Origin of the sequence: uncultured Parasphingorhabdus sp. (assembly GCF_963975735.1) — a bacterium.
GTDB lineage: Bacteria > Pseudomonadota > Alphaproteobacteria > Sphingomonadales > Sphingomonadaceae > Parasphingorhabdus.
Genome location: NZ_CAXBIA010000015.1, coordinates 1 through 23357 on the forward strand (window position 1 = coordinate 1; position 23357 = coordinate 23357).

A 23357-nucleotide genomic window follows, 5' to 3' on the forward strand; every position below is an offset into this window, starting at 1 on the left:
TAATAAACGGACACGTCAAGCCGCATAATACGCGGCCCACAGCTCACGCTTACGCCTCAGCGAGTGAGTCCCATACTCCTCCATTCGCAGTCCGATGGCTTCAACCCATTCATCAACGAGCCTTGCATATTGCCGAGTACTCAGGTGTCGTGTGTGATCTACCCGACTTGGAAAGACATAATTAGCGACTGAGCCGCCACGCCTTTCTAGCCAAGCAAACAAGCTTCCCCGGGCATCTGCAGCAATTTCGAACTGGACCGGTCGCCCAGTTTTTTGCTGTGTGATTGCCGCTCGTTTTCTAATATTCGGCCCTGAGACCAAATCGCCGATTTGGAGCTGGACCAAGTCGCAACCTCTCAGCTTACTGTCGATCGCCAGGTCGAACAGCGCTCTGTCTCGCAGTCTCTGTTCGCGATCGAGAAAGAACCGGATCGCCCAGATTTGCTTCTGTGTGAAAGGCCTTTTCGGTCCGACGTTGACACCAAAGTTCCATGGCACCCGGTTTTTTGCTGCCGGGTCGAATTGTGAAATTCCCATTGTTTTTCTCCTTGGCCGGAATGGCCATGAAGAACGTCAGCTATTAGGGGCTAAAAAATCGAACTGTTATGTCGGAAGTTGGGGCGCGAAGCGGACATAGGATTTGCCCAGTGGGAATGACTGCTATTGGGGCGTTTCCTGATCGTCCGCTTTGAATTGCACCGATAGCTAGAACTGAAGCGAGTAGCGGGTTGCGCTGGTGACACTAACGCGACCGATCATGTTCCCGACCGTGTGTCAGCGTCTGATTCATAATTCTTGCGACATTTGCCTCACTGACTGGACTTTCGTTCCAGTTCGAGCATTGGTGTTGTTGCCGCAGCCAGTAACTGCGGCGGTGCTGCAAGGTTTATATCGGGCCTGCGGCTCGCTCCAGTGGAAGCGCTGGATAGCCCGGCGTCGAAACCGGAGGTCATAAAATGCCCGATACTAACCTTGCCCCATCTACTAAATCTGCCCGGGTCATAGCCCGGCTGAAGAAACCTAAAGGTGCGTCACTGGAGGAGATTTGCTCGGATACAGAGTGGCAACCGCATAGCGCACGTGCATTTATGACAGGTCTAAGAAAGAAAGGTTTTACCATCGTCCGCGACAAGATGGATGCAGGTGACAGCATCTACCGGATTACCGGCAAAGCATCGGCGCCGCAAAAGGTCAAACAGGTATGAGCCAATTGCAGGAAAGACTGGCCGCACTAGGTACAATGTCGGTTTCGCAGTTGCGCGCGGAATGGACGAGAGTTTTCCGCAAAAACCCTCCCGATGTCAGCGCAGACATATTGGCGCGCAGCATTGCCTATCAACTCCAAGAGCGTGCGCTCGGCAGCCTAACGGCGGTAGTACGAAGGCAGATAAAACGGATTGCGGGCCAGCTCGATTCGTCAGGAGCTGCAACGGTGGAAGCTGGTGCTGACTTGAAGCCTGGAACACGGCTAGCCCGTGACTGGCACGGCAAGACGCATCATGTGCTCGTGCTGGACGAAGGCTTTCTCTACGATGACCGCAAATATGGCTCGCTCAGTCAGATTGCTAATGTAATTACAGCAACCCGATGGTCAGGACCCCGCTTCTTCGGTCTGGTCAAACGCAAGACTGCAAGATCTGTGCAAGCGGTAACCGAAGATGGATGATCAAAAATGTGCTGGACGCGGACAGGCGGTGCCTTCCAAACGCTGCGCCATCTACACCCGCAAATCCACTGAAGAGGGGCTGGAGCAGGAGTTTAACAGTCTTGATGCCCAGCGCGAAGCCTGTGAAGCCTATATAACTAGTCAGCGTCACGAAGGCTGGAAACTGGTACCGGAGCCATATGATGATGGCGGCTATTCTGGAGGCAGCATGGAGCGTCCGGGTTTACGAAGGTTGTTGGCCGATATTGCATCCGGCAAGGTCGATATTATCGTCGTCTACAAGGTTGACCGGTTAACGAGGGCATTGTCGGACTTTGCCAAGATCGTCGACATACTGGATAAAGCAGAAGCATCATTCGTGTCTGTGACCCAGTCATTCAATACCACAACCAGCATGGGACGGCTGACGCTGAACGTCCTGCTGTCGTTCGCGCAGTTCGAGCGCGAGGTCACCGGAGAGCGTATTCGTGACAAGATCGCGGCATCCAAGAAGAAGGGTATGTGGATGGGAGGGGTGGTGTCGCTGGGTTATGATGTCATCGAGCGCAAGCTAATCATTAATGCTGATGAAGCTGACCGTGTTCGGCATATCTATCGCCGCTATCTGGCTCTGGGATCGGTGGGTGCACTTGCCAGCGAACTTGAACGCGATGATATCCGAAGCAAAAAGCGCATATATAGTGACGGAAGAACTGGCGGCGATAAGGTTTTTGGCAAAGGCGCGCTCGCACATTTGTTGCAGAACCGGATATTTTTAGGAGAGATCACGCATAAGGGGGCCAGCTATCCGGGAGAACATGATGCTATTGTTGATCCGTCGTTTTGGAATGATGTCCAAGCTCTGCTCAACGCCAACCGCAACAATCATAAACATCAAACTCGCGCTGACCAACCTAGTCCGCTGGCGGGAATACTATTAGATGGTCAGGGCAGGGCGATGACCCCTAGTCATGCCAAGCGCGGTTCAAAACGCTATCGCTATTATATTACGCGGCCAGCTGGAATTGACGGTAAGGCTTCAGTAGATACATGGCGCGTACCTGCTGGAGAAATTGAGCCGGTGATAAAAGAAATTTTTGCGAGATGGTTGAGAGATGAAGCTGCTACTGTGAAGGAGATCGGATCAGCGAAGCCGAACATGTCGCTTCAAACGATTACAGCCGATTGCAGTCAACTGGCGGAACGGATTGACAAGATCGTACCGGCTCAGCTGCGGGAGGTCCTACTCACGATTGACATGCAGATCGTTTTATCAGACGAAGCAATCACGATAACCTTCAGCAGCCGCAAGCTGGCTGACTATTTTGACACTAATGGGAAACATGATGCTAACACCGGAATTAGCTGTGAAAGCTCTCCTGTTTCTATATCCATACCGATGCGTATCGCCCGGCGGGGTCAGGAACTCAGATTGATCTTTGCCAAGTCCGAAAATATCGCTCCGGTGCGCGTTGACAGTAAGCTGGTCGGATTAATTGCAAAAGCGGAAGATGCTTACAGCAAGCTTGCAAGCGGCACTGCCATGACGCGTTCAGAAAAGCCGCATCTTGTTCGACTCGCACGGCTTAAGTTTTTAGCGCCCGACATCGTTACGGCCATACTCGAAGGCAAGCAGCCGCCATTGCTGACTGCGCGCAAGATGCTCCGTGCCACCAGGATCCCGCTTTGCTGGAAAGAGCAGCGCAACTTTTTTGGATTCGAGTGACGGACTGGCTTCTGCGGCTTCTGTCAGGGCTGGTCTAGAATACACTTTTAGGACAGTTTTGGTCACGCAGAGAAAATACCCCAAATCTGCGTATATCTCCGTACCGCAATGGTCTCTCGCGCTTCGCCCGACAATCATCCACCGCAAAAGCCCCCGAACTGCGCGGGGCTGGGCGTCATTGTCTCGGAGAAACTGGAGAACCCAAAATTGGGGGACTGTGTGGTGCCGAATATCCGACTCGAACGGATGACCTACCGCTTACAAGGCGGTTGCTCTACCAGCTGAGCTAATTCGGCATGCACTGGATTTGCTGGGCGCTATTAGCGTCAAACCACGCCAAAGGTCCAGCCCTCTTTTTGCGCAATCTCTTCGGCCATCGCGGGCGGGGCCCAAAGCGCCGGATTGCCGGCAACCTGCTTCATCCAGGCTGCGGTAATCAGCGCATCTGTGCTGTGGTCGTCATAGCGCCTTAATCTGGCTGGCGGAGCTGTGTTCAGCTTGGTCAGAGCGCTTGTCAGGCCGGTGCGATCCCGGACCTTGCTGCGGCCCTTCGGCAGGCCCGCTGCCAGGGCCGCTACTGTTGTGTAGATTTCGACGATGACCGGTCCGCGATCGGGGACCGGATCAAATGGCCACACCGGAACGGCGCTACCAAGCCGATGCAGCATCCGCATGCCGGTCAGGCTGGATTTCCCGACCTGTGCGGCGCCGACCAGATTGAAGCAGCTGGCGCTATTGGCTTGTTTGGTTGCGCGCTGATAGCGCTCGACTTCGCGCAGGCGTCCGACACCGTGTTCGAACAGATCACCGACATGATCCCGGCTGTGACGGAAATGGCGACCGGGATGCTCGTGGGCAAGAAAGCTGGCGACGCTCAAATGGGGATCATCGCTGCATATCGAGTCCACCTGGCTCCACAGATCTTTCGCATTGTCCGGGCTGTGGCTCCATTCCGGAAAATAGGCCTGCTTGTCGACAAAGGGGAGTGCCATGGAGAGATCAAAGCCGATCAATATGTCCTGGCGGCTTTCTGCGAGGCGGAACAGCCAGTCTAGAATATCCGCCCGCGACCAGCGGGGTTTTGGCGATAACAGGGCAGGCGGACCATCGGGACCGATCACCGCCACCGCGATCCCGTCCGGACGCTCGGTCTTGGCGCCCGACCAGTCGACGCAGGCAAAATGGGAGAAGCTTCGCACCGCCACCGTCTAGCGGAACATGGGGGCAAAAGAAAAGGGCAGGCCCACCGGACCCGCCCTTGTTCTTATTCGAATAGACCGGAGTCTATTTTTTGACGGCTGTTTTCCGTACCGGAGCTTTCCGTGCCGCTGGTTTCTTCGCAGCAGGTGCTTTCGGTTTGGGCGGGTTGGCGTAGAGATTTTCCAACAATTTGCCAGCAACGTGGCGTCCACCCCAGCCAAAGGCCAGTGCCGCCGCCGCAGCGCCGCCGATGACCAAAGCCGTGAACGCTGTCTGTACGATTTCCTGTCCGACACCCATGAACTGAAGGCCCATGAAGGTGAACAATATGATCGTCGCATAGCGCACGATGGTCGAAGCCAGACTGCCTTCATCCGTGCCGCCGACAATCCGGGACAGCAGGTTGGCGATCAGGAAGCCGACTGCGATCACGATCGAGCCAAAAATGACCCTTCCGCCGAGTTCGAGAACCTGGTCAAGAATTGACGTCAGTTCTGCAAATCCGAGCAAGCGCATCGCTGCAATAGCGAAGAACAGCATGATCGCTACCTGCGCAATTCTTGCCAGTACCGCCGTCAGCGATGTTTTCGCCGGCAGGATATCGAGAGCAGCAACGGATTGATCCACACCGAGACCGGGCAGTATTTCCGTGATGATCTGAACCACGAACTTGCTGATCAAATAGCCGATACCGAGGATGATAGCAGCGCCAATGATATTCGGAATTGCCTCAAGGATCATGCGGAGCATGTCGCTGGCCGGTCCTGAAACCGATTCCAGATTGAGCGCTTCCAGAGCCAGTATCGCGATCGGGATGATGATCAGAACATAAATGATGGTTCCGATCGTCTTGCTGATCGTCGAATTGCCGGTAACCGCATCGATACCGCCACGATTGGCCCATTTATCAAAATCCACCGTCTGCAAAGCGGTCACGACAAGGTCGCGAACGATCCGTGCGACCACCATGCCGATGAAGAATATGATCGCGGCGCCCAGCAGGTTGGGAACAAAGCCCATGATGCTGTTGAGCAGGGTCTGGATGGGTGCGTCGACGCCGCCCAGTCCGAGAACGCGCAGGATGATGAGTAAACCGAACAGCCAGATCAGCAGAGATACGATCTTGCCGAGTGACTCACCGACTGACGTGCCGGCTGACGTGTCACGCTGCAGGAATTTTACATTGTCGACCAGCTTGGCGAAGGTCCATTTGGCCGCTTTCCCCAAAATCCATGTGCCGACGAGAATGATCAGGGCCAAGCCCAGCTTTTCACCCCATATCATCATCAACTCCGTGTCCAGAGCATAATTGCCTATTCGCATCCCATCCATGTAGCTTCCCCTATCTTTCTGTTAATTCGCAGGATTGTGAATAGCACATTTCTTAACAAATGGACAGGAATCAATAAACGCTGTGAAATTTGGGGGCGTAAAAACTCGTAAAGATCAAGAACTTGTCTTCATCTCAATGACGACCCGTCCGATTGCTTTGCGCTGTTCGAGAACGGTAAGAGCTTTTATTGTTTCATTGAGGGGGATGGAATGAGAAATATATGGTTGCATTACCCCCGCTGCCGCCAATTCTCTTAGCGCCGCGCTCTGGCGTCTGGCCAATTCCGGATCGCGACGGGGGCTTTCGCCAGCGCGGACGCCGATCAGGCTGTAGGTCTTGATCATGACGTGATTCGCCGGAAAGGACGGAATAGCGCCGCTGGCAAAGCCGACGATGAGATATCTGCCGTTCCAGACAATCGCGCGGGTTCCGGTCAAGGCAAGATCGCCACCCACGGGATCAAAGACGACGTCAACGCCTTTTCCGTCGGTCAGTGCCTTTATCTTGGCGGCCAGGTCCTTGTCGGCGGGATCCAGCACATGATCGGCGCCTGCCTGGCGGATGGCGTCTCGTTTTTCTTCATTGGAGCCGGTGCCGATGACCGTCGCGCCGATATGCCTTGCCATTTTGACGGCCGCCATACCGACACCGCCGCTAGCGCCGAGAATGAGGACGCTCTCCGCCGGTTGCAGATGCCCGCGTTCGACCAGAGCATGCCATGCGGTCGATGCCGCGGTTTGCCAGCAGGCGCCTTCGCGGAAGGAAAGCGCTGCGGGCAGGGGAGAGACGGCGGCTTCTTTGACAATCCACTGCTCGGCCAGAGCGCCGCCCTTGCCACCCGCCATGACGCGGTCGCCCGGCCTGAAACTCTCCACATCGGGAGCGACTTCGATCACCTCGCCGGCTGCTTCCATTCCGGGGACGAAGGGGGGATCAGGACGGAATTGATATTTGCCCTGGGTCATCAGCAGGTCGGGGAAGTTAAGACCCGCCGCATGAATCTGGATCCGGACCTCTCCGCTTCGCAGAGGCACTGTCTGCTGCTCTAGTATCTCGACAGACGAGGGGCCGGTCAGATCGGTGCAAACCGCCGCCAAATAGCTGGTGGTCATGGGGCGAGGGCGCCGATCACGTCCCTGACAAAATCCTCGATTTTGAAACGGCTGTCCCCGCTATCATAGCCCCGCCGGACGATTACAAGATCCAGCGAAGGTATGATCACCAGATATTGCCCCCGGTTTCCGATGGCCGCGAAAGCATCTTCCGGAATGCCCTCCGATTTGTTCAACAGCCAGAAGGTTGCGCCATAGCCAAAGCCCCGGGACGGTTGCGGGCCGGAAGCGGTGGTAACAAATTTTCGCCAATCCTCTGGCAGCAGGCGCTCGCCGTTCCACATGCCATTGTTGAGATACAGCATTCCCAGCCGACCAAAATCGCGGGCGGTGGACCATAGCTGGCTGGAGAGGATGTAATTGCCCTGCCAGTCCCGTTCGGCGTAGGTGCGGGTCATGCCCAGTTTCTGAAAGAAGCCGTAAGGATCGAACCCGGGAGTGCCGGATTCGTCCCTCTGTTTGCGAAGATGTTGCAGGCGTGTGGCGAGGACAGCCAGCAACGTGTCATTATTGGCATAGCGGAAGCTGGTGTCTGGCCGATGGAGCAAGGGCCAACTGGCAGCTTTTTCTGCAACACTGCTGCCGCCCAGATAAATTGCGTCGGTGCGGGCGCCGCTGGTATCGCTGGTCAACCCGCTGGCCATCCGCAGCAGGTGCTCGATCGTAATGGCATTGCGGGGATCGTCGGCGTGCTGCCAGGGCGGTAGACCGGCCGATGCGGTGACATCGACCACATTCTGCAGTACCGAATGGCCGATCAGCGTACCCGATACCGACTTGGCGACCGACCATGATCGCTGGGCGGTGTGGAGATCATGCCCCTGCTTGTAATGCTCGGCATAGATCCGGCCATTCTTCACGACCAGCGCGGCGCTTGTCTTGCCGCCATAGACTTCCGGTTGAAAGGCGCGTCTGGCAACGGATTGCAGTGCCCGGGACCGCTGCAATGGCTTGATCAGCGCACCCCGGTCGCCCATTGGCCAAGACCGATCATCGAAAAACGCGCGGCGCTCTGTCGACTCAACTCTTTTTGTTGGTTCATAACCGATGGGCATGGCGGTGCAGCCACTTCGGCTATTCCAGATGGCAACGCGCGGCGGCAGATCGTCGGCGAAGGGAACGCGCACCTCGCGCGCGACATTGTCAATGTCTGCGGTAAGCTCCGAAATGACGGTTTCAACCCGCTCGTAACTGCCGGTAAGTTCGTCAGCCTCAATATCCTCGAGCGATTTGCCGCCATTCCACAGACCAGAACAAAGAAACTGAGCCTTATATCCGGCTGCCAGCGCCCGGTCATAACGGGGTCCTTCGACATCCTGCGCAAAGGCACTGGTGCAAAACAGGGCACCTATCATCCCGATGCTAGCGAGTTTTTTGTGCACGAAGCTTCTCCCAGTAATCCAGTCTTTCCCTGATCTTATGCTCGAATCCGCGATCCACGGGTTGATAAAATTTCTGCGCCTGCATTTCTTCCGGCCAGTAATTGTCCCCCGAGAAACCATCATCGCTTTCATGATCATAGCTATAGCCTGCACCATATCCGATATCCTTCATCAATTTGGTCGGTGCATTCAATATATTTTGCGGGGGCATAAGCGAGCCGGTATCTTTGGCTGACCTCCAGGCGGCTTTCTGCGCCTTGTAGGCTGCGTTGGATTTGGGTGCTGTCGCGCAATAGAGGCAGGCCTGGACGATCGCCAGTTCGCCTTCGGGGCTGCCGAGAAATTCATAGGCCTGTTTTGCCGCCAGCGCCTGCACCAGCGCCTGCGGGTCGGCCATGCCGATATCCTCGACGGCGAAACGGACGATCCGGCGCAACAGGAACAGCGGCTGTTCGCCCGCCACAAGCATTCGTGCCAGATAATAAAGCGAGGCCTGAGGGTCCGATCCCCGCAACGCTTTGTGCAGCGCCGAGATCAGATTATAATGACCCTCGCGATCCTTGTCATAGACCGCCATCCGGCGATGCAGGATTTTTGCCAGCTGCGGAGGGTCGAGCGGGTCTTCGATATCCAGAGAAAACAGCGTCTCCGCCTGATTAAGCAGAAACCGGCCGTCTCCGTCTGCGCTGGCGATCAGCGCTTCTCGCGCGTTGCCTGTGAGCGGGAGTGCTTTGTCTTCGATTGTTTCGGCTTTTTCCAAAAGCTGGCCAAGGGCGGCTGTATCCAGTCGATTGAGAATGAGCACCGCAGCGCGGCTGAGCAGAGCAGCATTCAATTCAAAGGACGGGTTTTCGGTCGTCGCTCCGACCAGTACCACGGTACCTCGCTCGACATATGGCAGGAAACTGTCCTGCTGCGACCGATTGAAGCGGTGGATCTCGTCGACAAACAACAAGGTCGCCTTGCCCGACTGGAACCGCATCTCGGCCTCGGCAAAGACTTTCTTCAGTTCAGCAACCCCGGAAAAGACCGCCGAGATGGCCTTGAAATGCAATTCCGTCTGATCGGCCAATAATCGCGCGAGACTGGTCTTTCCGGTGCCCGGTGGACCCCACAGGACGATAGAGGATAGTCTTCCTGCGGCGATCATTCGTCCGATCGTGCCTTCTTCCCCGACGAGATGATCCTGCCCGACGATGTCGCTAAGCTGGCGGGGGCGCAACCGGTCGGCCAGAGGCGCACCGGGTGTGCTATCCGTTTCGCTTTGCTGGTCTTTTTTATCGTCAAACAAGCCTTGCATGGTCAGCGGACGGCAGCCTGCTTGATCGGACCATGACCAGCCTGCCGCTGACGCACCAGCCGGACATAGGTTTGCGCGACGGCGTTGTTGATCTGGTCCCAGCTATATTCTTCCGCCCGTTTTTCTCCGGCCGATCCATGGGCGTTGCGCAGGTCAATATTCTCGCAATAGAGCTGCAGTGCATCTGCAAATTCACGAATTGCGCCTGGTCTGATTAGCTTGCCGGAATCGTTATGTTTGACCAGGCTCTGGCTGCCGGTTGCCTTTGCGGCGACGACCGGTAGCCCGCAGGCCATCGCTTCGAGTGTGACATTGCCAAAAGTCTCGGTAACCGAGGGATTGAACAACATATCCATACTGGCAACCGCACGGCCAAGATCGCTGCCTTGCTGGAACCCGGCAAAAATGGCGCCGGGAATTCTTTCTTCAAACCACTGCTGGGCCGGTCCTTCGCCGATGACGACTATCTTATGCGTCACTTTGCGGCGTTTGAGCTCGTCAATGGTATCGGAAAAGACATCGAGACCCTTTTCCATCACCAGCCGTCCGAGGAATCCGATGACCGGTTCATCGTCCGCGATGCCCAGGGAACGACGCCATGCCATATCCCGGTGACTGGAATTGAATATCTCGCGGTCGACACCCCGCGACCAGATGCCTACGTCATAGTTCATCCGCTGGTCACGGAGGACCTGGGCCATCGACTCGGACGGTGCCACCAGCGCATCGCATCGCCGATAGAGTCGCCGTAAAATTGCCTCGATCACCGGTTCCAGAAAGGCGAGATTATAATAGCGGGGATAGGTCTCGAACCGCGTGTGCACCGAAGCGAGGACGGGAATATTCTGACGGCGCGCCCAGGACACCATCTTGTGACCGACGCGGTCAGGACTCGATATCTGCATGATATTGGGTCTGAATTGCTCGAGATCCTTGCGCACATCGCTGGAAATGCGGGTCGGGAAGCGATATTCGCCGCGTCCGGGAAAGGCAACGGAGGGCACGCTGATCAGATCGCCGGTGGGTTCAAACGCCGGCGTGTCGGTGGTCGGCGAATAGACCCGAACGGCCGCTCCCTGACGCAGCAGATAATCCACCAGCCGGTTGAGTGCCTGATTGGCGCCGTCACGTACGAAATTATAATTGCCGCTATAAAGAGCAATCCGAAGGTCACTGATTTCCATAGCCGCCTTCAAGCATAGTCAGGAGGGAATTGCCAATATGAACTTGCTCGGCTAGCAAGCTGTGATGATCCGGACCCAGCTTGACCATCTGTTGATCGGCACGCCTAAAAAATTTGGCGATGACGGCGAGATGAGCGCTATCGCCAAAAATGTGATTGATCGCCCGTTAATGCTGGGTTTTGAAGGCTTGGCGGGAGATCAGGTCGGTGATCCCTTGCATCACGGAGGGCGTGACAAGGCGGTTCATCTCTACCCCAAAGAACATTATGCCTTCTGGCGGGAAAAATACCCGGACGTGGAAGCGTTGGAGCGACCGGGTGCCTTTGGCGAGAATTTCAGTTGCACCGGATTGATAGAGCAGCAGCTTTGTCTGGGTGATATTTTCCGGGTCGGAAAGGCGCTGATCGAATGCAGCCATGCCCGGCAGCCGTGCTGGAAGCTCAACCACCGGTTCGGCAAAGCGGATGTGCTGAAAACCGTCGTGAAGACTGCAAAGTCGGGCAGCTATTTCCGCGTGCTGGAAGATGGTCTGGTGCAGGCCGGAGATCAAATGGTCCAACAGGCGCGACCCTATCCGGAATGGCCGCTGGAACGGCTGTTCGCGATGCTGGTCGGTGGCCAGCACAAGGGACAGGCGGGTGCGCTTGTCGAACTGTCGAATAATCCGGCGCTCGGTAAAACCTGGCGCATTCGTGCCGAACAGCTGGCGGGGAACTGAACCCGCTATTCGTGAACCTGTTCTGGCGGATGCAGGCGCAATTTGGTCACGCGGCGATCGTCGGCCTCGGTAATTTCCAATATCCAGCCGCTGGGATGTTCCAGTCTTTCGCCAACCGCAGGGATATGTCCTGCAAGGACGAAGCAAAGCCCGCCGATCGTATCGACATCCTCGTCAATCTCTTCCAGCGCGGGATCGATGGCTGCGCCGACATTATCCAGCTCTGCGCGGGCATCTGCCTCCCAGATACCATCCTCCAGCTTGACCAGCATCGGCACCGGTTCTTCGTCATGCTCGTCTTCAATCTCGCCGGTGATTTCCTCGACAATATCCTCGATCGTAACGAGACCTTCGGTGCCGTTATATTCGTCAAAGATGATCGCCAGATGGGTACGGGTGGCGCGCATCTCTGCCAGCAAATCCAGTACGCCCATGGATTCCGGAACAAAGCGAGGCTGGCGGAGAAACGGGGTTATGTCTTCCGGATGCTTGCCGCCCTTGGCGACGATCGCGAAGATATCCTTGATGTGGATCATGCCGATAATATTGTCGAGATTGTCCCGATAAACCGGAATGCGGCTATGTCCGTGTTCGGAGAAAATATCGACAAAGTCGCTGAATGGCGAGCTTTCCTCGATCGCGATCATGTCGGCCCGCGGGACCGCAATATCGTCCACCCTATTCTCGCTGAAATGCAGCATATTGCGCAGCATTTCGAGTTCCAGTGATGATACGTCCTGCCGTCCGTTGGGATCGGCTTCGGCATCACTTTCATGGTCGTCGATGACTTCTTCGATCTGCGCGCGCAGACTATTATCTTCGGTATTGCCGAATAGCAGAGCCTTCAGGCTCCGCCATATTCGCCCGGGCTCGTCATCTTCCTTGGATTGGCCACTGCTGCGGACCACGCCCGTGCCATTTTCCTTTTCTACGTCACTCATAGTATTTCTTGATTACCCGCTTTACGTCTGTTCTGCATAGGGATTGGCAATGCCCAATGTCGCCAAGGCATTGATTTCGCAATTTTCCATCATCCCTGCATCTATTTCGTTCTCGTGATCATATCCTAGCAAATGCAGCGACCCGTGCACAATCAAATGTGCAATATGGTCGGAAAAGGGAATCTCCTTGGCGGCGGCCTCGTCGCGACAGGTCTCGTAAGCCAGGATTATATCTCCGAGCAAGGCCTCTCCGTCGTCGGTGTTGGCCAGCGCCTCGAGCAGGTCTGGCTGGATCTGCGGAAAGGACAGGACATTGGTCGGCTTGTCCTTGCCGCGATAGGCCTTGTTCAGTGATTGAACATCGGCATTGTCCGAGAGCTTGACGCTCAGCTCCATTTCAAAATTCCGGGCCAAGAGGTCTGCGTGAACAGATGCGGCGATCCCGGCCTTGGCCGCGCGCGCGGCCAGTTCCGTCCAGTCCTGCTCATTTCCCCATTCGGAAGACGCAATCAGTTCAGTCTGCAGCATCTTTGCCTTCATAGGCTTCGACTATTTTTCCGACCAGCGGATGGCGGACGACGTCGCTGGCGCCAAATTCGACCACGCTGACCCGCTCGATATCCTTCAGTTTGGACACGGCATCGGCAAGCCCGGACACGGCTTCTTTCGGCAGATCGACCTGCTTGGGATCGCCGCAGATGACCATCCGGCTGTTCATGCCAAAACGGGTCAGAAACATTTTCATCTGCGCCGCTGTTGTATTTTGCGCTTCGTCGAGAATGACAAAGGCATCGGCTAGCGTCCGTCCGCGCATGAACGCGATCGGAGCGATCTCGATTTCGCCGCTCTCGATCCGTCTTTCCACCTGCTCTGCGGGAAGCGTATCATATAGCGCGTCGTAAAGGGGGCGCAGAAACGGATCGACCTTTTCTTTCAGATCGCCGGGAAGGAAGCCGATCTTCTCGCCGGCTTCTACGGCAGGGCGCGAAAGAATGAGCCGGTCGACGGAACCGCTCACTAGCTGGGAAACGGCTTGCGCCACCGCCAGATAGGTCTTTCCGGTCCCCGCAGGGCCGAGAGCAAAAATCATATCGTCGCGGGCGAGGGCTTCCATATAGTGGGCCTGCCGGACGGAACGCGGGAAAATGGTTTTCTTGCGTGTCCGGATCATCACCTTCGGTGCATCGGAAACGTCGTTTTTCGTGCTCTTGTCGCTGCCAGAAGATTGTTTCGCTACCTTGGCGACGCGCGGATCGGCCGCCATGGCGATGATCGCTTCGACCGCGCCATTGTCGATTTCCTGGCCCTGTTCCAGGCGATTGTAGATTCCGGTGAGAACATCCCGCGCTTGCGCGACGGCGTCCGGCTCGCCCTCGATTTTCAGCTTCGTTCCGCGAGCAGCGATATAGACACCGAGACGGTTTTCAATCGCGACGATATTCCGGTCATATTCGCCGAACAGATCGCCCAATATCTGCGGGTCTTCGAACTCGAGATCGAGTTTGACGATATTTCCGGCGGTTCCGGCCTTTGTTTTCTGGACCATCAGGCGGCCATTCTTTCTCTGATTTCGCCGGTCAGGCTGTTCGGGCCGGCACGGGTAACCTCGACTTCAACCAGATCGCCAATCTTCAGATCGGGCGAAACAATATGCAGGGACTGCAGCCATGGCGTCTTGCCGATTAACTGGCCATCCAGCTTGCCCTGCCGTTCGAGCAATATGTCGGTCGTGCGACCCACGGTTTGCTGGTTGAATGCATATTGCTGTTCGTTCAGCAACGCCTGCAATCTCTGCAAGCGTTCATCCATGACTTCCGGTGCGATCTGGTCGTCCATTCCCGCCGCGGGCGTGCCCGGGCGAGGGGAATATTTGAACGAGAATGCCTGAGAATATTGCGCGTCGCGGACGATCTGCAATGTCTCTTCGAAATCCTGATCGGTTTCGCCTGGAAATCCGACGATGAAATCGCCAGAAAGCGCGACATCGGGCCGAACGGCGCGCATCTGCTCGAGGATTGTGAGATAGCTCTGCACGCTGTGCGAACGGTTCATCGCTTTCAGAATACGGTCACTGCCGGACTGGACGGGTAGGTGGAGGAAGGGCATCAGCTTGGCGACTTCGCCATGCGCGGCCACCAGTCCTTCGGTCATGTCGTTGGGATGGCTGGTCATGTAACGAATACGCTTCAGACCGGAAATCTGGTCGAGCGCCCGGATCAGGCCGTCGAGGCCCTGATGATTGCCCTTGTCGTCGTCGCCAGTCCACGCATTGACATTCTGTCCGAGCAAAGTGATTTCGCGCGCGCCGCCGTCGACCAGAGCCTTTGCCTCATCGACCAAATCTGCCCAGGGACGGGAGATTTCTGCGCCACGAGTATAGGGGACCACGCAATAGGTGCAGAATTTGTCGCAACCTTCCTGCACCGTCAGGAAGGCAGTGGGCCGTGCCTGTTTCCCGCGCGACGGCAGGACATCGAATTTCGATATGGCCGGCATGTCGGTGTCGAGCGCTTTCTTGCCCGATCTTGCGGTTGCCATAAGTTCGGGCAGCCGGTGATAGGCTTGGGGTCCGACGACGATATCGACACTGGGTGCGCGGCGGGAGATTTCTTTCCCCTCGGCCTGCGCGACGCAGCCGGCGACCGCGATCATCGGGCTGCTGCCGTCTTTTCTGCGCAACCGCCCGATATCGGAATAGACCTTGTCGACTGCCTTCTCCCGAATATGGCAGGTATTCAAAACCACCAGATCCGCTTCTTCGCCATTTTCGGCGGCGCTCATGCCCTGATCGACGAGCAGTTCGGACATGCGCTCGCCATCATAGACGTTCATTTGGCAGCCAAAGGATTTGATGTGGAATTTTTTAAGATCCGCTTGAGTCATAGCAAGCGCCTATACAATGGGTTTGCCCCCCAGGGAAGCCGAAAGCGGTTCGGCAATCCGTCGCCTGGCCTCGGCCGCAATATCTTTCCGGGAGGAATAATGATCGGGATCGAAGGGCTCGAGAAAATTGACTTCAACCAGGAAACTTCTGCGCCGCGTCAGCAATCGCCACGCATTGGACGGCGCGCTTTCTTCGCCTGTCCAGCTGACTTCATGCGCATATTCTCCGTAGTTGAGAAATATCGGTTGTACCAATATGCCCGGCGGAGGTGGCTCCAGGACTTTTAGCAGCGGTGCCTTGAACGGGAGCAGCATCGAGCCGTCGGTGGTTGTGCCTTCGGGAAAGATGGTAATTGCCCAGGTTTCCTCCAGAGCGTCCCGCAACTGGTTAATTTGCTGTGCGATGCCCATTCGGTCCGACCGGGAAACGAAGACGGTGTCATTGAGCCGGCAGAGCCAGCCGATGATAGGCCAGTTGCCTATCTCTTCCTTCGAAACAAAGGCGGTACCGCTATGTCCGCCGAGAATCGCAATATCCACCCATGACAGATGATTGGATATGAAAAAGACATCCCGTCTTATCGGTGTGCCCTTGATCTTGACCCGCGCACCGCAAGCGAAGGCAGCAATCTTCAGGAAGGTTCGTGGCCAGGGATTGGGGAGGCGCAAAAGCCGCCAAATATAGTAAAATGGTACGCAGAGGAACAAGGCGGTGAACAGCAGGACGATCCGCAGTGAAAATCTCAAATAGCCCATCGGTGTGGCTCCGTCCCACAGCCGGTAGGCCATGGGCTGGGTATCACAAGGTCGAGCCTCAGGATCGGGATCAGGCACCTTATTTTTTTCTGGCGAGAGATACGCCATATAGCTCCATGCGGTGATCAACCAGGCGATAGCCCAGCTTTTCAGCTATTTGCTTCTGCAGCGCTTCCAGCTCAGGATCGACGAATTCGATGACTTTTCCGGTTTCTACATCAATCAGATGATCATGGTGCGATTCAGGAACGGCTTCATAGCGGGCGCGACCATCGCCAAAATCGTGACGGTCCAATATGCCCGCTTCTTCAAACAGGCGAACCGTCCGGTATACGGTTGCGATGGAAATGCGGGAGTCTACCGCGGAGGCACGTTCATGCAGGGTTTCGACGTCAGGATGATCCTCGGCATCGGAAATGACACGCGCGATTACACGACGCTGGTCAGTGATCCGCAACCCTTTTTCTGCACATAGTGCTTCAAGATCAATTTTTTGTGGCATAAACCCTTTTCGCTATCTTCGGGAAGACTCTATGCGGGGCGCAGGATATTGCAAAGCGAAAATTGCGGCAATATTGCCGCAATTTTCTAATTTCCATACAAGCGTAAAGCTATTTACTTCTTCGGACCTTTTTTCTTGCCGAGGCCGATAGCCTTGGCAAGCTGGCGGCGCTTCTCTGCATAATTGGGAGCGACCATCGGATAATCGTTGGGCAGACCCCATTTTGCGCGATAATCTTCCGGCGTCATGCCATAATGGGTCATCAGATGGCGTTTCAGCATCTTCAGCTTTTTGCCATCTTCCAGGCAGACAACATAATCCGGCTTGATAGATGATTTGATGGGAACTGCAGGGTCAGGGCGGGCCTGTTCCGCGGCTTTACCGGAAAGACCGGCGAGGGCTCCATGAACACTGCTGATAATAAGCGGTAAATCCGATACCGCTACGCTGTTGTTGCTGACATGTGCAGCAACAATGTCTGAAGTGAGTGTAATCAGCGTCTCATTCAGAGCAATTTCTTCCTCAGTCATAATATTGTACCCTTTTGCGACCATTATTATTATATTGCAATTATTGCGGGGCATTATTTACACGAACGAACGCAAGCTGCAATAGTCAAACCGATCTTCTCAGTTCTATTTTGCTTGGTCGGAGACGGCAGCCTTATAGGTTATGGCATCGAATTTTTCCATGTTCGGACCAGTATAATAAGCCTTGCGTAACCCGATCTCGCGGAAGCCAAATCGGGCATAGAGTTTTACCGCAGGATTATTGGCCCGCATTTCAAGAAAAATAGCAGAAACCTGATCCTCTTGAGCGATCAGGAACATTTGTTCGAGCAGCAGATGACCGACGCCGCTATTTTGGCATTCCGGATCTACCGCAATCATCAGGAGCTCTTCCTCATCGGCTGCCTGACGGCTGATCACGAAGCCACAGACCGAGCCTTTTCTTCGTGCGATCAAAAGCTTGGCGCTGGGCAGTGACAGCATCGACCGGCATTGGTGATGATTCCAGCCTTCGCCATAGGTTTTGGGAAATGCGCCTTCCATGATCCGCATAACGTCAGTCAGATTGCTGAAATCACCGGGCTGGACGTCGATCGGGGCAAGATCACGATCTTCCCGCGACTTGTGGCGACTGGCCATCGGTCAGAAGGCTTTCGCTGGCTGGGCGTCCGGCTTGCGTCCATAAACGGGTTTGGATGACATTTTTTTCATATCGCTGGCCACTAAAGCGATTTGTGAAGCATTTGGCAATATTGGAAAGTGATCAATATCGCCGACTATCTTGGCAAGTTCTGTCGCTGCGGATCCGGCAATGATGTCGGATTTCACCTCGATCGCCGCTTGCTCCGGGGTGAGTGAGGCAAACGGTGCCAAGGGTTCGCCCTCGCTGGAGAAATTCTGCAGAAAATATTCGCCATGGCCCGCAAGCATTGCCACGCAGACCGGGCGTGGTGTTTCAAGCTGCTTCAGGGCCTGCGCTGCTACGAGCGCGAGGCATGAGTAACCGTGGATTTCGGCGCCCCATGCGAGTGCCAGGGCTTTCGCCGCGGAAATGCCGATGCGAACGCCGGTAAAGCTGCCAGGGCCGCAATTTACCAATATTCTATCCGCTTTGCCGTGGTCGGGAAGTTGCGCGATCGCCGGTATCAGCTTTTCCGCATGCCCGCGTCCGATTTCGGCATAATCCGAAGCAAACAGGACATCATCTTCGAATAGCGCAACGGAACATGCGATGGTGGCCGTGTCGATCGCAAGCAGGCGGTCGCCCATCAAACGGTCAGATCAAGCTGTTGAATTTGTCGAATTCCGGGCGTGGGCTGCGATCAAAAATAGTAGAGGGATCACCATAGCCCAGAGTCGAGATGAAATTGGATTTGACACTAGGCTGGTCGCCGAAAAATTCCTTGTCGACCGCATCCTGATCAAAACCCGACATAGGGCCAGTATCGAGGCCGAGCGCACGGGCGGCCATTATTAAATAGGCCCCCTGTAAAGAGCTGTTGCGCAACGCGTGGACCTTGCGCGCTTCAGGATCTCCGGCAAACCAGCTTTTTGCGTCGGCATGGGGGAACAGCTCGGGCAGATATTCGTGAAAATCCTCGTCCAGGCCAATAATGACCGCGACCGGAGCTTTGCGGACCTTGTCCTGGTTCGCTGCCGACGTCAGGGCAGCGAGCCGGTCACGTGACTCTTGGCTATGGCACCAAATGAGCCGTGACGGCAGCATGTTCGCGCTGGTTGGCCCCATTTTCATCAGGTTCCAGATAGCGTGCAGTTGCTCTACCGATACAGGTTTATCCTGATAGCCGTTATAGGTGCGCGCTTCGAGAAACAGTTGGTTCAGCGCCGCTTGATCCAATGGAGAATTCATTGTTATGCCTTTGTGTAAAAGGGGATTTATGCGGCCTGGACGTCAGTAACCTCAGGAACATAATGTTTCAGCAAGGATTCGATCCCGTGTTTCAGAGTGGCTGACGACGACGGGCATCCTGCGCAGGCACCCTGCATTTTCAGGAATACCGTGCCTTTGTTGAAGCCACGATAGATGATGTCGCCGCCATCATTGGCAACCGCAGGGCGGACCCGGGTTTCGATCAATTCCTTGATCTGCGCTACGATATCGGCATCTTCCGGATCGTCATGCACTTCCTCTTCCGGGGGAACGGCAATTTCTCCCGCGCTACCCGGCTTGAACAAGGGTAGTCCGGCCGAAAAATGATCAAGCAAAATGCTGAGCACCTGAGGTTTCTGATCACTCCAATCGGAGCCCGGTCCACAGGTTACCGAGACAAAATCCGAACCGAAGAAAACGCCGGTGACATCGCCGAGCGTGAACAGCGCTTCGGCCAGCGGCGATATTTCGGCATCTTCCGGAGACGCGAAATCACGGGTCCCGTCAGTCATGACGGGCTGCCCGACCAGAAATTTGAGGGTCGAGGGGTTCGGGGTTTTTTCTGTTTCAATAAGCATGAGTCGTATCTGGCGATTATTGGTGGCGCTATCAAGGGGTAAACGCTTTTGCCGTCGCAGCAATTGCTATGGATCCGGGGAATATTCACTGGCCAGTAAGATTGGGCCTGCTTATATCGCTCGCATGAAAGCAACATTCCCCCGTCTCGCCCGATATATGTCAATCATCTGCTTTGCCTTTGGCCTGTTGGCAATGCCGAACTTGGCTGCTGGACAACCGGCCGAGAGCGCCGAAGCACAGCCATGGCTCTACAAGAATAGCGATGTTCCGGTCGACAAGAGCTGGACCTTCGGCGAGCTGGACAATGGACTGCGCTATGCGATCAAACATAATAGTGTACCGCCGGGGCAGGTTTCGATCCGGTTAAGGCTGGATGTCGGTTCACTGATGGAGACCGAACAAGAACAGGGATTTGCCCATTTCATGGAGCATCTGACCTTTCGCGGTTCGACCCATGTGCCCGACGGCGAGGCGAAACGCGTCTGGCAGCGACTGGGCGCGACGTTCGGAAGCGACAGCAATGCCGAAACCACGCCGACCCAAACCGTTTACAAGCTGGACCTGCCCAATGCCAACCGTGCCAGTCTCGACGAGAGTCTGAAAATATTGTCGGGAATGGTAAGTTCTCCCGGACTGAACATAACCGCAATCAATGCAGAGCGTCCGGTGGTGCTGGCTGAATTGCGCGAACGCGCCGGTCCCCAGACCATAGTGCAAAATGCGACGCGCGAACTATTCTTTGCCGGACAACTATTGGCGAACCGCGCGCCGATCGGAACGCCGGAAACCCTGGGCGCAGCAACGCCGCAAATGCTGCAGCTATTCCATCAACGCTGGTATCGGCCCGAGCAAGCGGTCATTGTAATCGCCGGAGACGGTGATCCGGCACTGTTCGAGGAATTGTTGAAAGCGCATTTTTCCCAATGGCGCGGAAAAGGCGAAGCCGGGACTATTCCCGATTTCGGACAACCGCGAGATATCGAGGATATCAGCCGCATCGTTATCGAGCCCACGTTGCCGCAGTTCATTTCGATGGTCATCGCCCGGCCCTGGGAACAGGTTGAGGATACGATCGTCTATAACCAGCAGATTTTGATTGATCTGCTGGCGCTGCAGATGATCAACCGCCGTCTGGAAGCAAGGGCGAGAGCGGGGGGCAGCTATCTCCAGGCAAGCGTCGGACAGGATGATGTCAGCCGCTCGATTGACGGAACATTTATCAGTATCATTCCACTCGGGGACGATTGGGAGGCCGCTCTGGCTGATGTTCGCGGCGTTATCGCAGACGCCACAAGTGTTGCGCCTTCCGAGGCAGATATTGCCCGGGAAATTACCGAATTTGATGCCGCGCTCGCGATCGGTGTCGAAAGCTACCAGACCGAGGCGGCTCGAAAACAGGCCGATGATATCGTCAATGCCGTCGATATCCGTGAAACGGTCGCGACGCCGCAGGTAGCGCTGGATGTATTTCGCGCGATGCGGGACCTTTACACGCCGGAAAGGCTGCTCGAGTCCACGCGCAAATTATTTACCGGAGTATCCACGCGAGCCTTGCTGACATCCCCCGACGTTATTGATGACGGGAAGGTCAAACTGGCCAAGGCGTTGCGAAGGACTGTCAATGCCTCAAGCGACGTTCGCGTCTCACAATCCGATCTTGGTTTCGAAGCCCTTAAAAAGATAGGGAAAAAAGGCTCGATCAAGGCAGCCCGGAAAATCGGCCGTTTCGATATTGAACAGCTGGAACTCTCAAACGGGGTCAGGGTCTTGCTATTTCCGAACACGTCGGAGCGCAATAAGATCATGGTCAATGCTCGGTTTGGGACCGGATTTAGTGGTCTGTCTCCCCATCAGGAATCACTCGCCTGGTCCGGCAAGCTGGCGTTGATTGCCAGCGGGGTCGGTAATCTCGGGCAGGAGGAGCTCGACAAGATTACTACCGGGCGCCGGATTGGACTGCAATTCAGCATAGACAATGACGCCTTCGAAATAGGTGCCGATACAAGACCGGCTGATCTCGAAGACCAGCTGCATCTGATCGCAGCGAAATTGGACAATCCGCGTTGGGATGCTGCACCGGTCATCCGCAGCAGAGCTGCATCGCTTATCAGCTACGACAGCTTTTCAGCGTCTCCGCAGTCCGTTATGGAACGGGACCTTGAATGGCTTGTCCATGGAAAGGACTCTCGGTGGAAAACTCCGGACAAGGAAGATTTCGAAAAACTCGACGCGAAGAATTTCAAACAATTCTGGAAACCCATTCTTGCGAGCGGTCCGGTCGAGCTTATGCTGTTTGGCGATTTTGATCGTGACCAGGCGGTAGAGTCGATCCTCAAGACCTTCGGCGCGTTGGAAAAGCGCAAGCCGGTCGCTGTGCGGCCCGAAGCTATATCACCGCAATTTCCTGCTCCGCAGGCTGGCCCGGAAATTCTTTTCCATAAAGGGGATCAGGATCGTGCCGCTGCAATGTTGGCCTGGCCCACCGGCGGCGGGCTGGAAAATATACGCGAGAGCCGGAAACTGGAAGTGCTTGTGTCTATTTTCAATGACCGGTTGTTCGAAATTCTTCGTTCCCAACAAGGGGCCAGCTATAGTCCGCAAGTGGTAAACAGCTGGCCGGTCGAGTTCGATTCCGGCGGTTATATCGGTGCGCAAAGCCAGTTGACCCCGGACAATATCGACCGCTTTTACAACGTCGTCGAATTGATCGCCAAAGACCTGCGGGAAAATCCGGTGAGTGCCGATGAGTTACAGCGGGTCGTCGAACCCTTGCGTCAGCTTATCGCCCGTGCCTCCAGCGGCAACAGTTTCTGGATGAGCCAGTTGGAGGGCGCGAGTTTCAATCCGCAGAAATTTGTCGCGCTGCAGACTCTGCTCAGCGATTACACTGTCATAACCCCCGAAGAGGTGCAGACTCTGGCGGTCAAATATCTGGATGAACGCAAGAAATGGAAGCTGGTGGTTCTGCCAGAGGGCAGCCGGCTTGCTGCGAATGACAACGGTTCAGTGGCGACATCGGAAGATAGCGCTGTCAGCAACTAGATCGAGTCGACCAGCGCCAATATCTGCTCGTTGCTCGGGCGCTTTTTGAAATCGCCTGATACCGATTTCGCGATGATCTTGCCGTCTTTGTCGATCACAAAAACCGAAGCATAAGGCACGCCAACGGCGCGACCGTCGGTATATTGCGGGTCGCGCAATCCGAAGCCGTCAATCACTGTGGATGGCTGGTCGGAGAGCATCTGATATCGCAACATCTGGTTTTTCGAGAAGCGATCCTGCTTGTCGGGGCTGTCATAGGAGAGCCCGTAAAGATTATAGCCGCGATCCTTCAGGTCATCGACAATGGCATTGATCGATTTCAATTGGGTCTGGCAATACGGGCACCATTCGACCGACCGGGTAAAGACGATGAGGGCAGGGCCTTTCTCGAGAATATTACCGAGAGTGGTCTCGCCCCCTTCGGCTAGCAGGCCGGCAGCAAGCGGCGTCTGGTCTCCAACCGCCAGCCCGGCATCAATGCTTTCCGCAGCGCTGATCGGCGACACGATCGTTTCCGGTTTCTCTTCAACCTGTTCGGTAAAGGCGGAGTCGGCCTCGGGAGCAGGGTCAGAACAGCCAGTCAGGGCTACCGCAGCAGCGGAAGACAATAACAATATCGTTCGTTTCATGAAGGACTCCATCTCATTATCTTCG

23 protein-coding genes, 1 tRNA gene and 1 pseudogene are annotated in these 23357 nt (G+C 55.6%); 5 read left to right on the plus strand and 20 right to left on the minus strand.

All coding sequences use genetic code 11. The features are described 5' to 3' along the window. Window positions 1–45: 45 nt before the first annotated feature. Window positions 46–537 (minus strand): annotated as a pseudogene (locus AACZ86_RS13615) (tyrosine-type recombinase/integrase); the annotation flags it as partial. 419 nt (window positions 538–956) lie between these two features. Between AACZ86_RS13615 and AACZ86_RS13620 the strand changes: the two are divergent. The 3 genes from AACZ86_RS13620 to AACZ86_RS13630 are packed head-to-tail and all read left to right on the plus strand — an operon-like array spanning window position 957 to window position 3371. Continuing rightward, the gene (locus tag AACZ86_RS13620; RefSeq protein WP_339693421.1) at window positions 957–1205 is read left to right on the plus strand and encodes a DUF3489 domain-containing protein; all 249 of its coding nucleotides are present in this window, start codon (window positions 957–959) and stop codon (window positions 1203–1205) included. After that, on the plus strand, window positions 1202–1666 hold the full coding sequence (locus tag AACZ86_RS13625) for a DUF2924 domain-containing protein (protein ID WP_339693422.1): 465 nt from the start codon (window positions 1202–1204) through the stop codon (window positions 1664–1666). Before AACZ86_RS13620 ends, AACZ86_RS13625 begins: the two co-directional genes overlap by 4 nt. Beyond that, window positions 1659–3371 (plus strand): recombinase family protein, encoded by a 1713-nt coding sequence (locus AACZ86_RS13630; protein ID WP_339693423.1) that lies wholly within the window; start codon window positions 1659–1661, stop codon window positions 3369–3371. The genes AACZ86_RS13625 and AACZ86_RS13630 overlap by 8 nt, the downstream gene beginning before the upstream one ends. 220 nt (window positions 3372–3591) lie before the next feature. On the opposite strand, the gene AACZ86_RS13635 is transcribed toward AACZ86_RS13630, so the two are convergent. The 7 genes from AACZ86_RS13635 to AACZ86_RS13665 form a co-directional block, all read right to left on the minus strand. Next, window positions 3592–3667: transfer RNA gene (locus AACZ86_RS13635), tRNA-Thr, on the minus strand. A 30-nt stretch (window positions 3668–3697) separates the two neighbouring features. Next, window positions 3698–4576 (minus strand): hypothetical protein, encoded by an 879-nt coding sequence (locus AACZ86_RS13640; RefSeq protein WP_339693424.1) that lies wholly within the window; start codon window positions 4574–4576, stop codon window positions 3698–3700. Between the two features lie 79 nt (window positions 4577–4655). Beyond that, window positions 4656–5903 (minus strand): mechanosensitive ion channel, encoded by a 1248-nt coding sequence (locus AACZ86_RS13645; protein ID WP_339693425.1) that lies wholly within the window; start codon window positions 5901–5903, stop codon window positions 4656–4658. 114 nt (window positions 5904–6017) lie between these two features. Further along, window positions 6018–7016 (minus strand): NADPH:quinone oxidoreductase family protein, encoded by a 999-nt coding sequence (locus AACZ86_RS13650; protein ID WP_339693427.1) that lies wholly within the window; start codon window positions 7014–7016, stop codon window positions 6018–6020. Continuing rightward, a complete protein-coding gene (locus tag AACZ86_RS13655; protein WP_339693429.1) occupies window positions 7013–8398 on the minus strand; it encodes a serine hydrolase in 1386 nt (461 codons plus the stop codon). Before AACZ86_RS13655 ends, AACZ86_RS13650 begins: the two co-directional genes overlap by 4 nt. After that, the gene (locus tag AACZ86_RS13660; protein ID WP_339693431.1) at window positions 8379–9698 is read right to left on the minus strand and encodes a replication-associated recombination protein A; all 1320 of its coding nucleotides are present in this window, start codon (window positions 9696–9698) and stop codon (window positions 8379–8381) included. The genes AACZ86_RS13655 and AACZ86_RS13660 overlap by 20 nt, the downstream gene beginning before the upstream one ends. Window positions 9699–9700: 2 nt before the next feature. Continuing rightward, window positions 9701–10882: a glycosyltransferase family 1 protein gene (locus AACZ86_RS13665; protein WP_339693433.1), complete on the minus strand. Its 1182-nt coding sequence runs from the start codon at window positions 10880–10882 to the stop codon at window positions 9701–9703. A 64-nt stretch (window positions 10883–10946) separates the two neighbouring features. On the opposite strand from AACZ86_RS13665, the gene AACZ86_RS13670 reads away from it, so the two are divergent. Then, window positions 10947–11600 (plus strand): MOSC domain-containing protein, encoded by a 654-nt coding sequence (locus AACZ86_RS13670; protein WP_339693435.1) that lies wholly within the window; start codon window positions 10947–10949, stop codon window positions 11598–11600. A 5-nt stretch (window positions 11601–11605) separates the two neighbouring features. On the opposite strand, the gene AACZ86_RS13675 is transcribed toward AACZ86_RS13670, so the two are convergent. The 11 genes from AACZ86_RS13675 to AACZ86_RS13725 all read right to left on the minus strand — a co-directional run bounded on the left by AACZ86_RS13675 (window position 11606) and on the right by AACZ86_RS13725 (window position 19660). Continuing rightward, on the minus strand, window positions 11606–12541 hold the full coding sequence (locus tag AACZ86_RS13675; protein WP_339693436.1) for a hemolysin family protein: 936 nt from the start codon (window positions 12539–12541) through the stop codon (window positions 11606–11608). A 21-nt stretch (window positions 12542–12562) separates the two neighbouring features. Further along, complete coding sequence (ybeY, locus tag AACZ86_RS13680) at window positions 12563–13069, minus strand: rRNA maturation RNase YbeY (RefSeq protein WP_339693438.1); 507 nt, start codon at window positions 13067–13069, stop codon at window positions 12563–12565. Next, window positions 13056–14087 (minus strand): PhoH family protein, encoded by a 1032-nt coding sequence (locus AACZ86_RS13685; protein WP_339693440.1) that lies wholly within the window; start codon window positions 14085–14087, stop codon window positions 13056–13058. The genes ybeY and AACZ86_RS13685 overlap by 14 nt, the downstream gene beginning before the upstream one ends. Then, window positions 14087–15424, minus strand: a complete 1338-nt coding sequence (gene miaB, locus AACZ86_RS13690) for a tRNA (N6-isopentenyl adenosine(37)-C2)-methylthiotransferase MiaB (protein ID WP_339693443.1) — start codon at window positions 15422–15424, stop codon at window positions 14087–14089. The genes AACZ86_RS13685 and miaB overlap by 1 nt, the downstream gene beginning before the upstream one ends. Window positions 15425–15433: 9 nt before the next feature. After that, window positions 15434–16180 carry a 1-acyl-sn-glycerol-3-phosphate acyltransferase gene (locus AACZ86_RS13695; RefSeq protein WP_339693444.1) on the minus strand — a complete coding sequence of 249 codons (747 nt, stop codon included), beginning with the start codon at window positions 16178–16180 and terminating at the stop codon, window positions 15434–15436. Between the two features lie 79 nt (window positions 16181–16259). Then, window positions 16260–16682, minus strand: a complete 423-nt coding sequence (locus tag AACZ86_RS13700) for a Fur family transcriptional regulator (protein ID WP_339693446.1) — start codon at window positions 16680–16682, stop codon at window positions 16260–16262. A gap of 113 nt (window positions 16683–16795) precedes the next feature. Continuing rightward, the gene (locus tag AACZ86_RS13705) at window positions 16796–17212 is read right to left on the minus strand and encodes a MucR family transcriptional regulator (protein WP_339693537.1); all 417 of its coding nucleotides are present in this window, start codon (window positions 17210–17212) and stop codon (window positions 16796–16798) included. Between the two features lie 105 nt (window positions 17213–17317). After that, a complete protein-coding gene (rimI, locus tag AACZ86_RS13710; RefSeq protein ID WP_339693448.1) occupies window positions 17318–17830 on the minus strand; it encodes a ribosomal protein S18-alanine N-acetyltransferase in 513 nt (170 codons plus the stop codon). A 3-nt stretch (window positions 17831–17833) separates the two neighbouring features. After that, window positions 17834–18460 carry a tRNA (adenosine(37)-N6)-threonylcarbamoyltransferase complex dimerization subunit type 1 TsaB gene (tsaB, locus tag AACZ86_RS13715; protein WP_339693449.1) on the minus strand — a complete coding sequence of 209 codons (627 nt, stop codon included), beginning with the start codon at window positions 18458–18460 and terminating at the stop codon, window positions 17834–17836. A gap of 7 nt (window positions 18461–18467) precedes the next feature. Beyond that, entirely contained in the window at window positions 18468–19061 is a 594-nt protein-coding gene (locus AACZ86_RS13720) for a malonic semialdehyde reductase (protein ID WP_339693451.1), read from the minus strand. A 26-nt stretch (window positions 19062–19087) separates the two neighbouring features. Continuing rightward, window positions 19088–19660, minus strand: a complete 573-nt coding sequence (locus AACZ86_RS13725) for a NifU family protein (protein ID WP_339693452.1) — start codon at window positions 19658–19660, stop codon at window positions 19088–19090. 124 nt (window positions 19661–19784) lie between these two features. On the opposite strand from AACZ86_RS13725, the gene AACZ86_RS13730 reads away from it, so the two are divergent. Next, window positions 19785–22703: an insulinase family protein gene (locus AACZ86_RS13730; protein ID WP_339693454.1), complete on the plus strand. Its 2919-nt coding sequence runs from the start codon at window positions 19785–19787 to the stop codon at window positions 22701–22703. Here AACZ86_RS13730 and AACZ86_RS13735 read toward each other — a convergent pair. Beyond that, window positions 22700–23332, minus strand: coding sequence for a peroxiredoxin family protein (locus AACZ86_RS13735; protein ID WP_339693456.1), 633 nt, complete (start codon window positions 23330–23332; stop codon window positions 22700–22702). The two genes, AACZ86_RS13730 and AACZ86_RS13735, sit on opposite strands and share 4 nt — an antisense overlap. Between the last annotated feature and the right edge of the window lie 25 nt (window positions 23333–23357).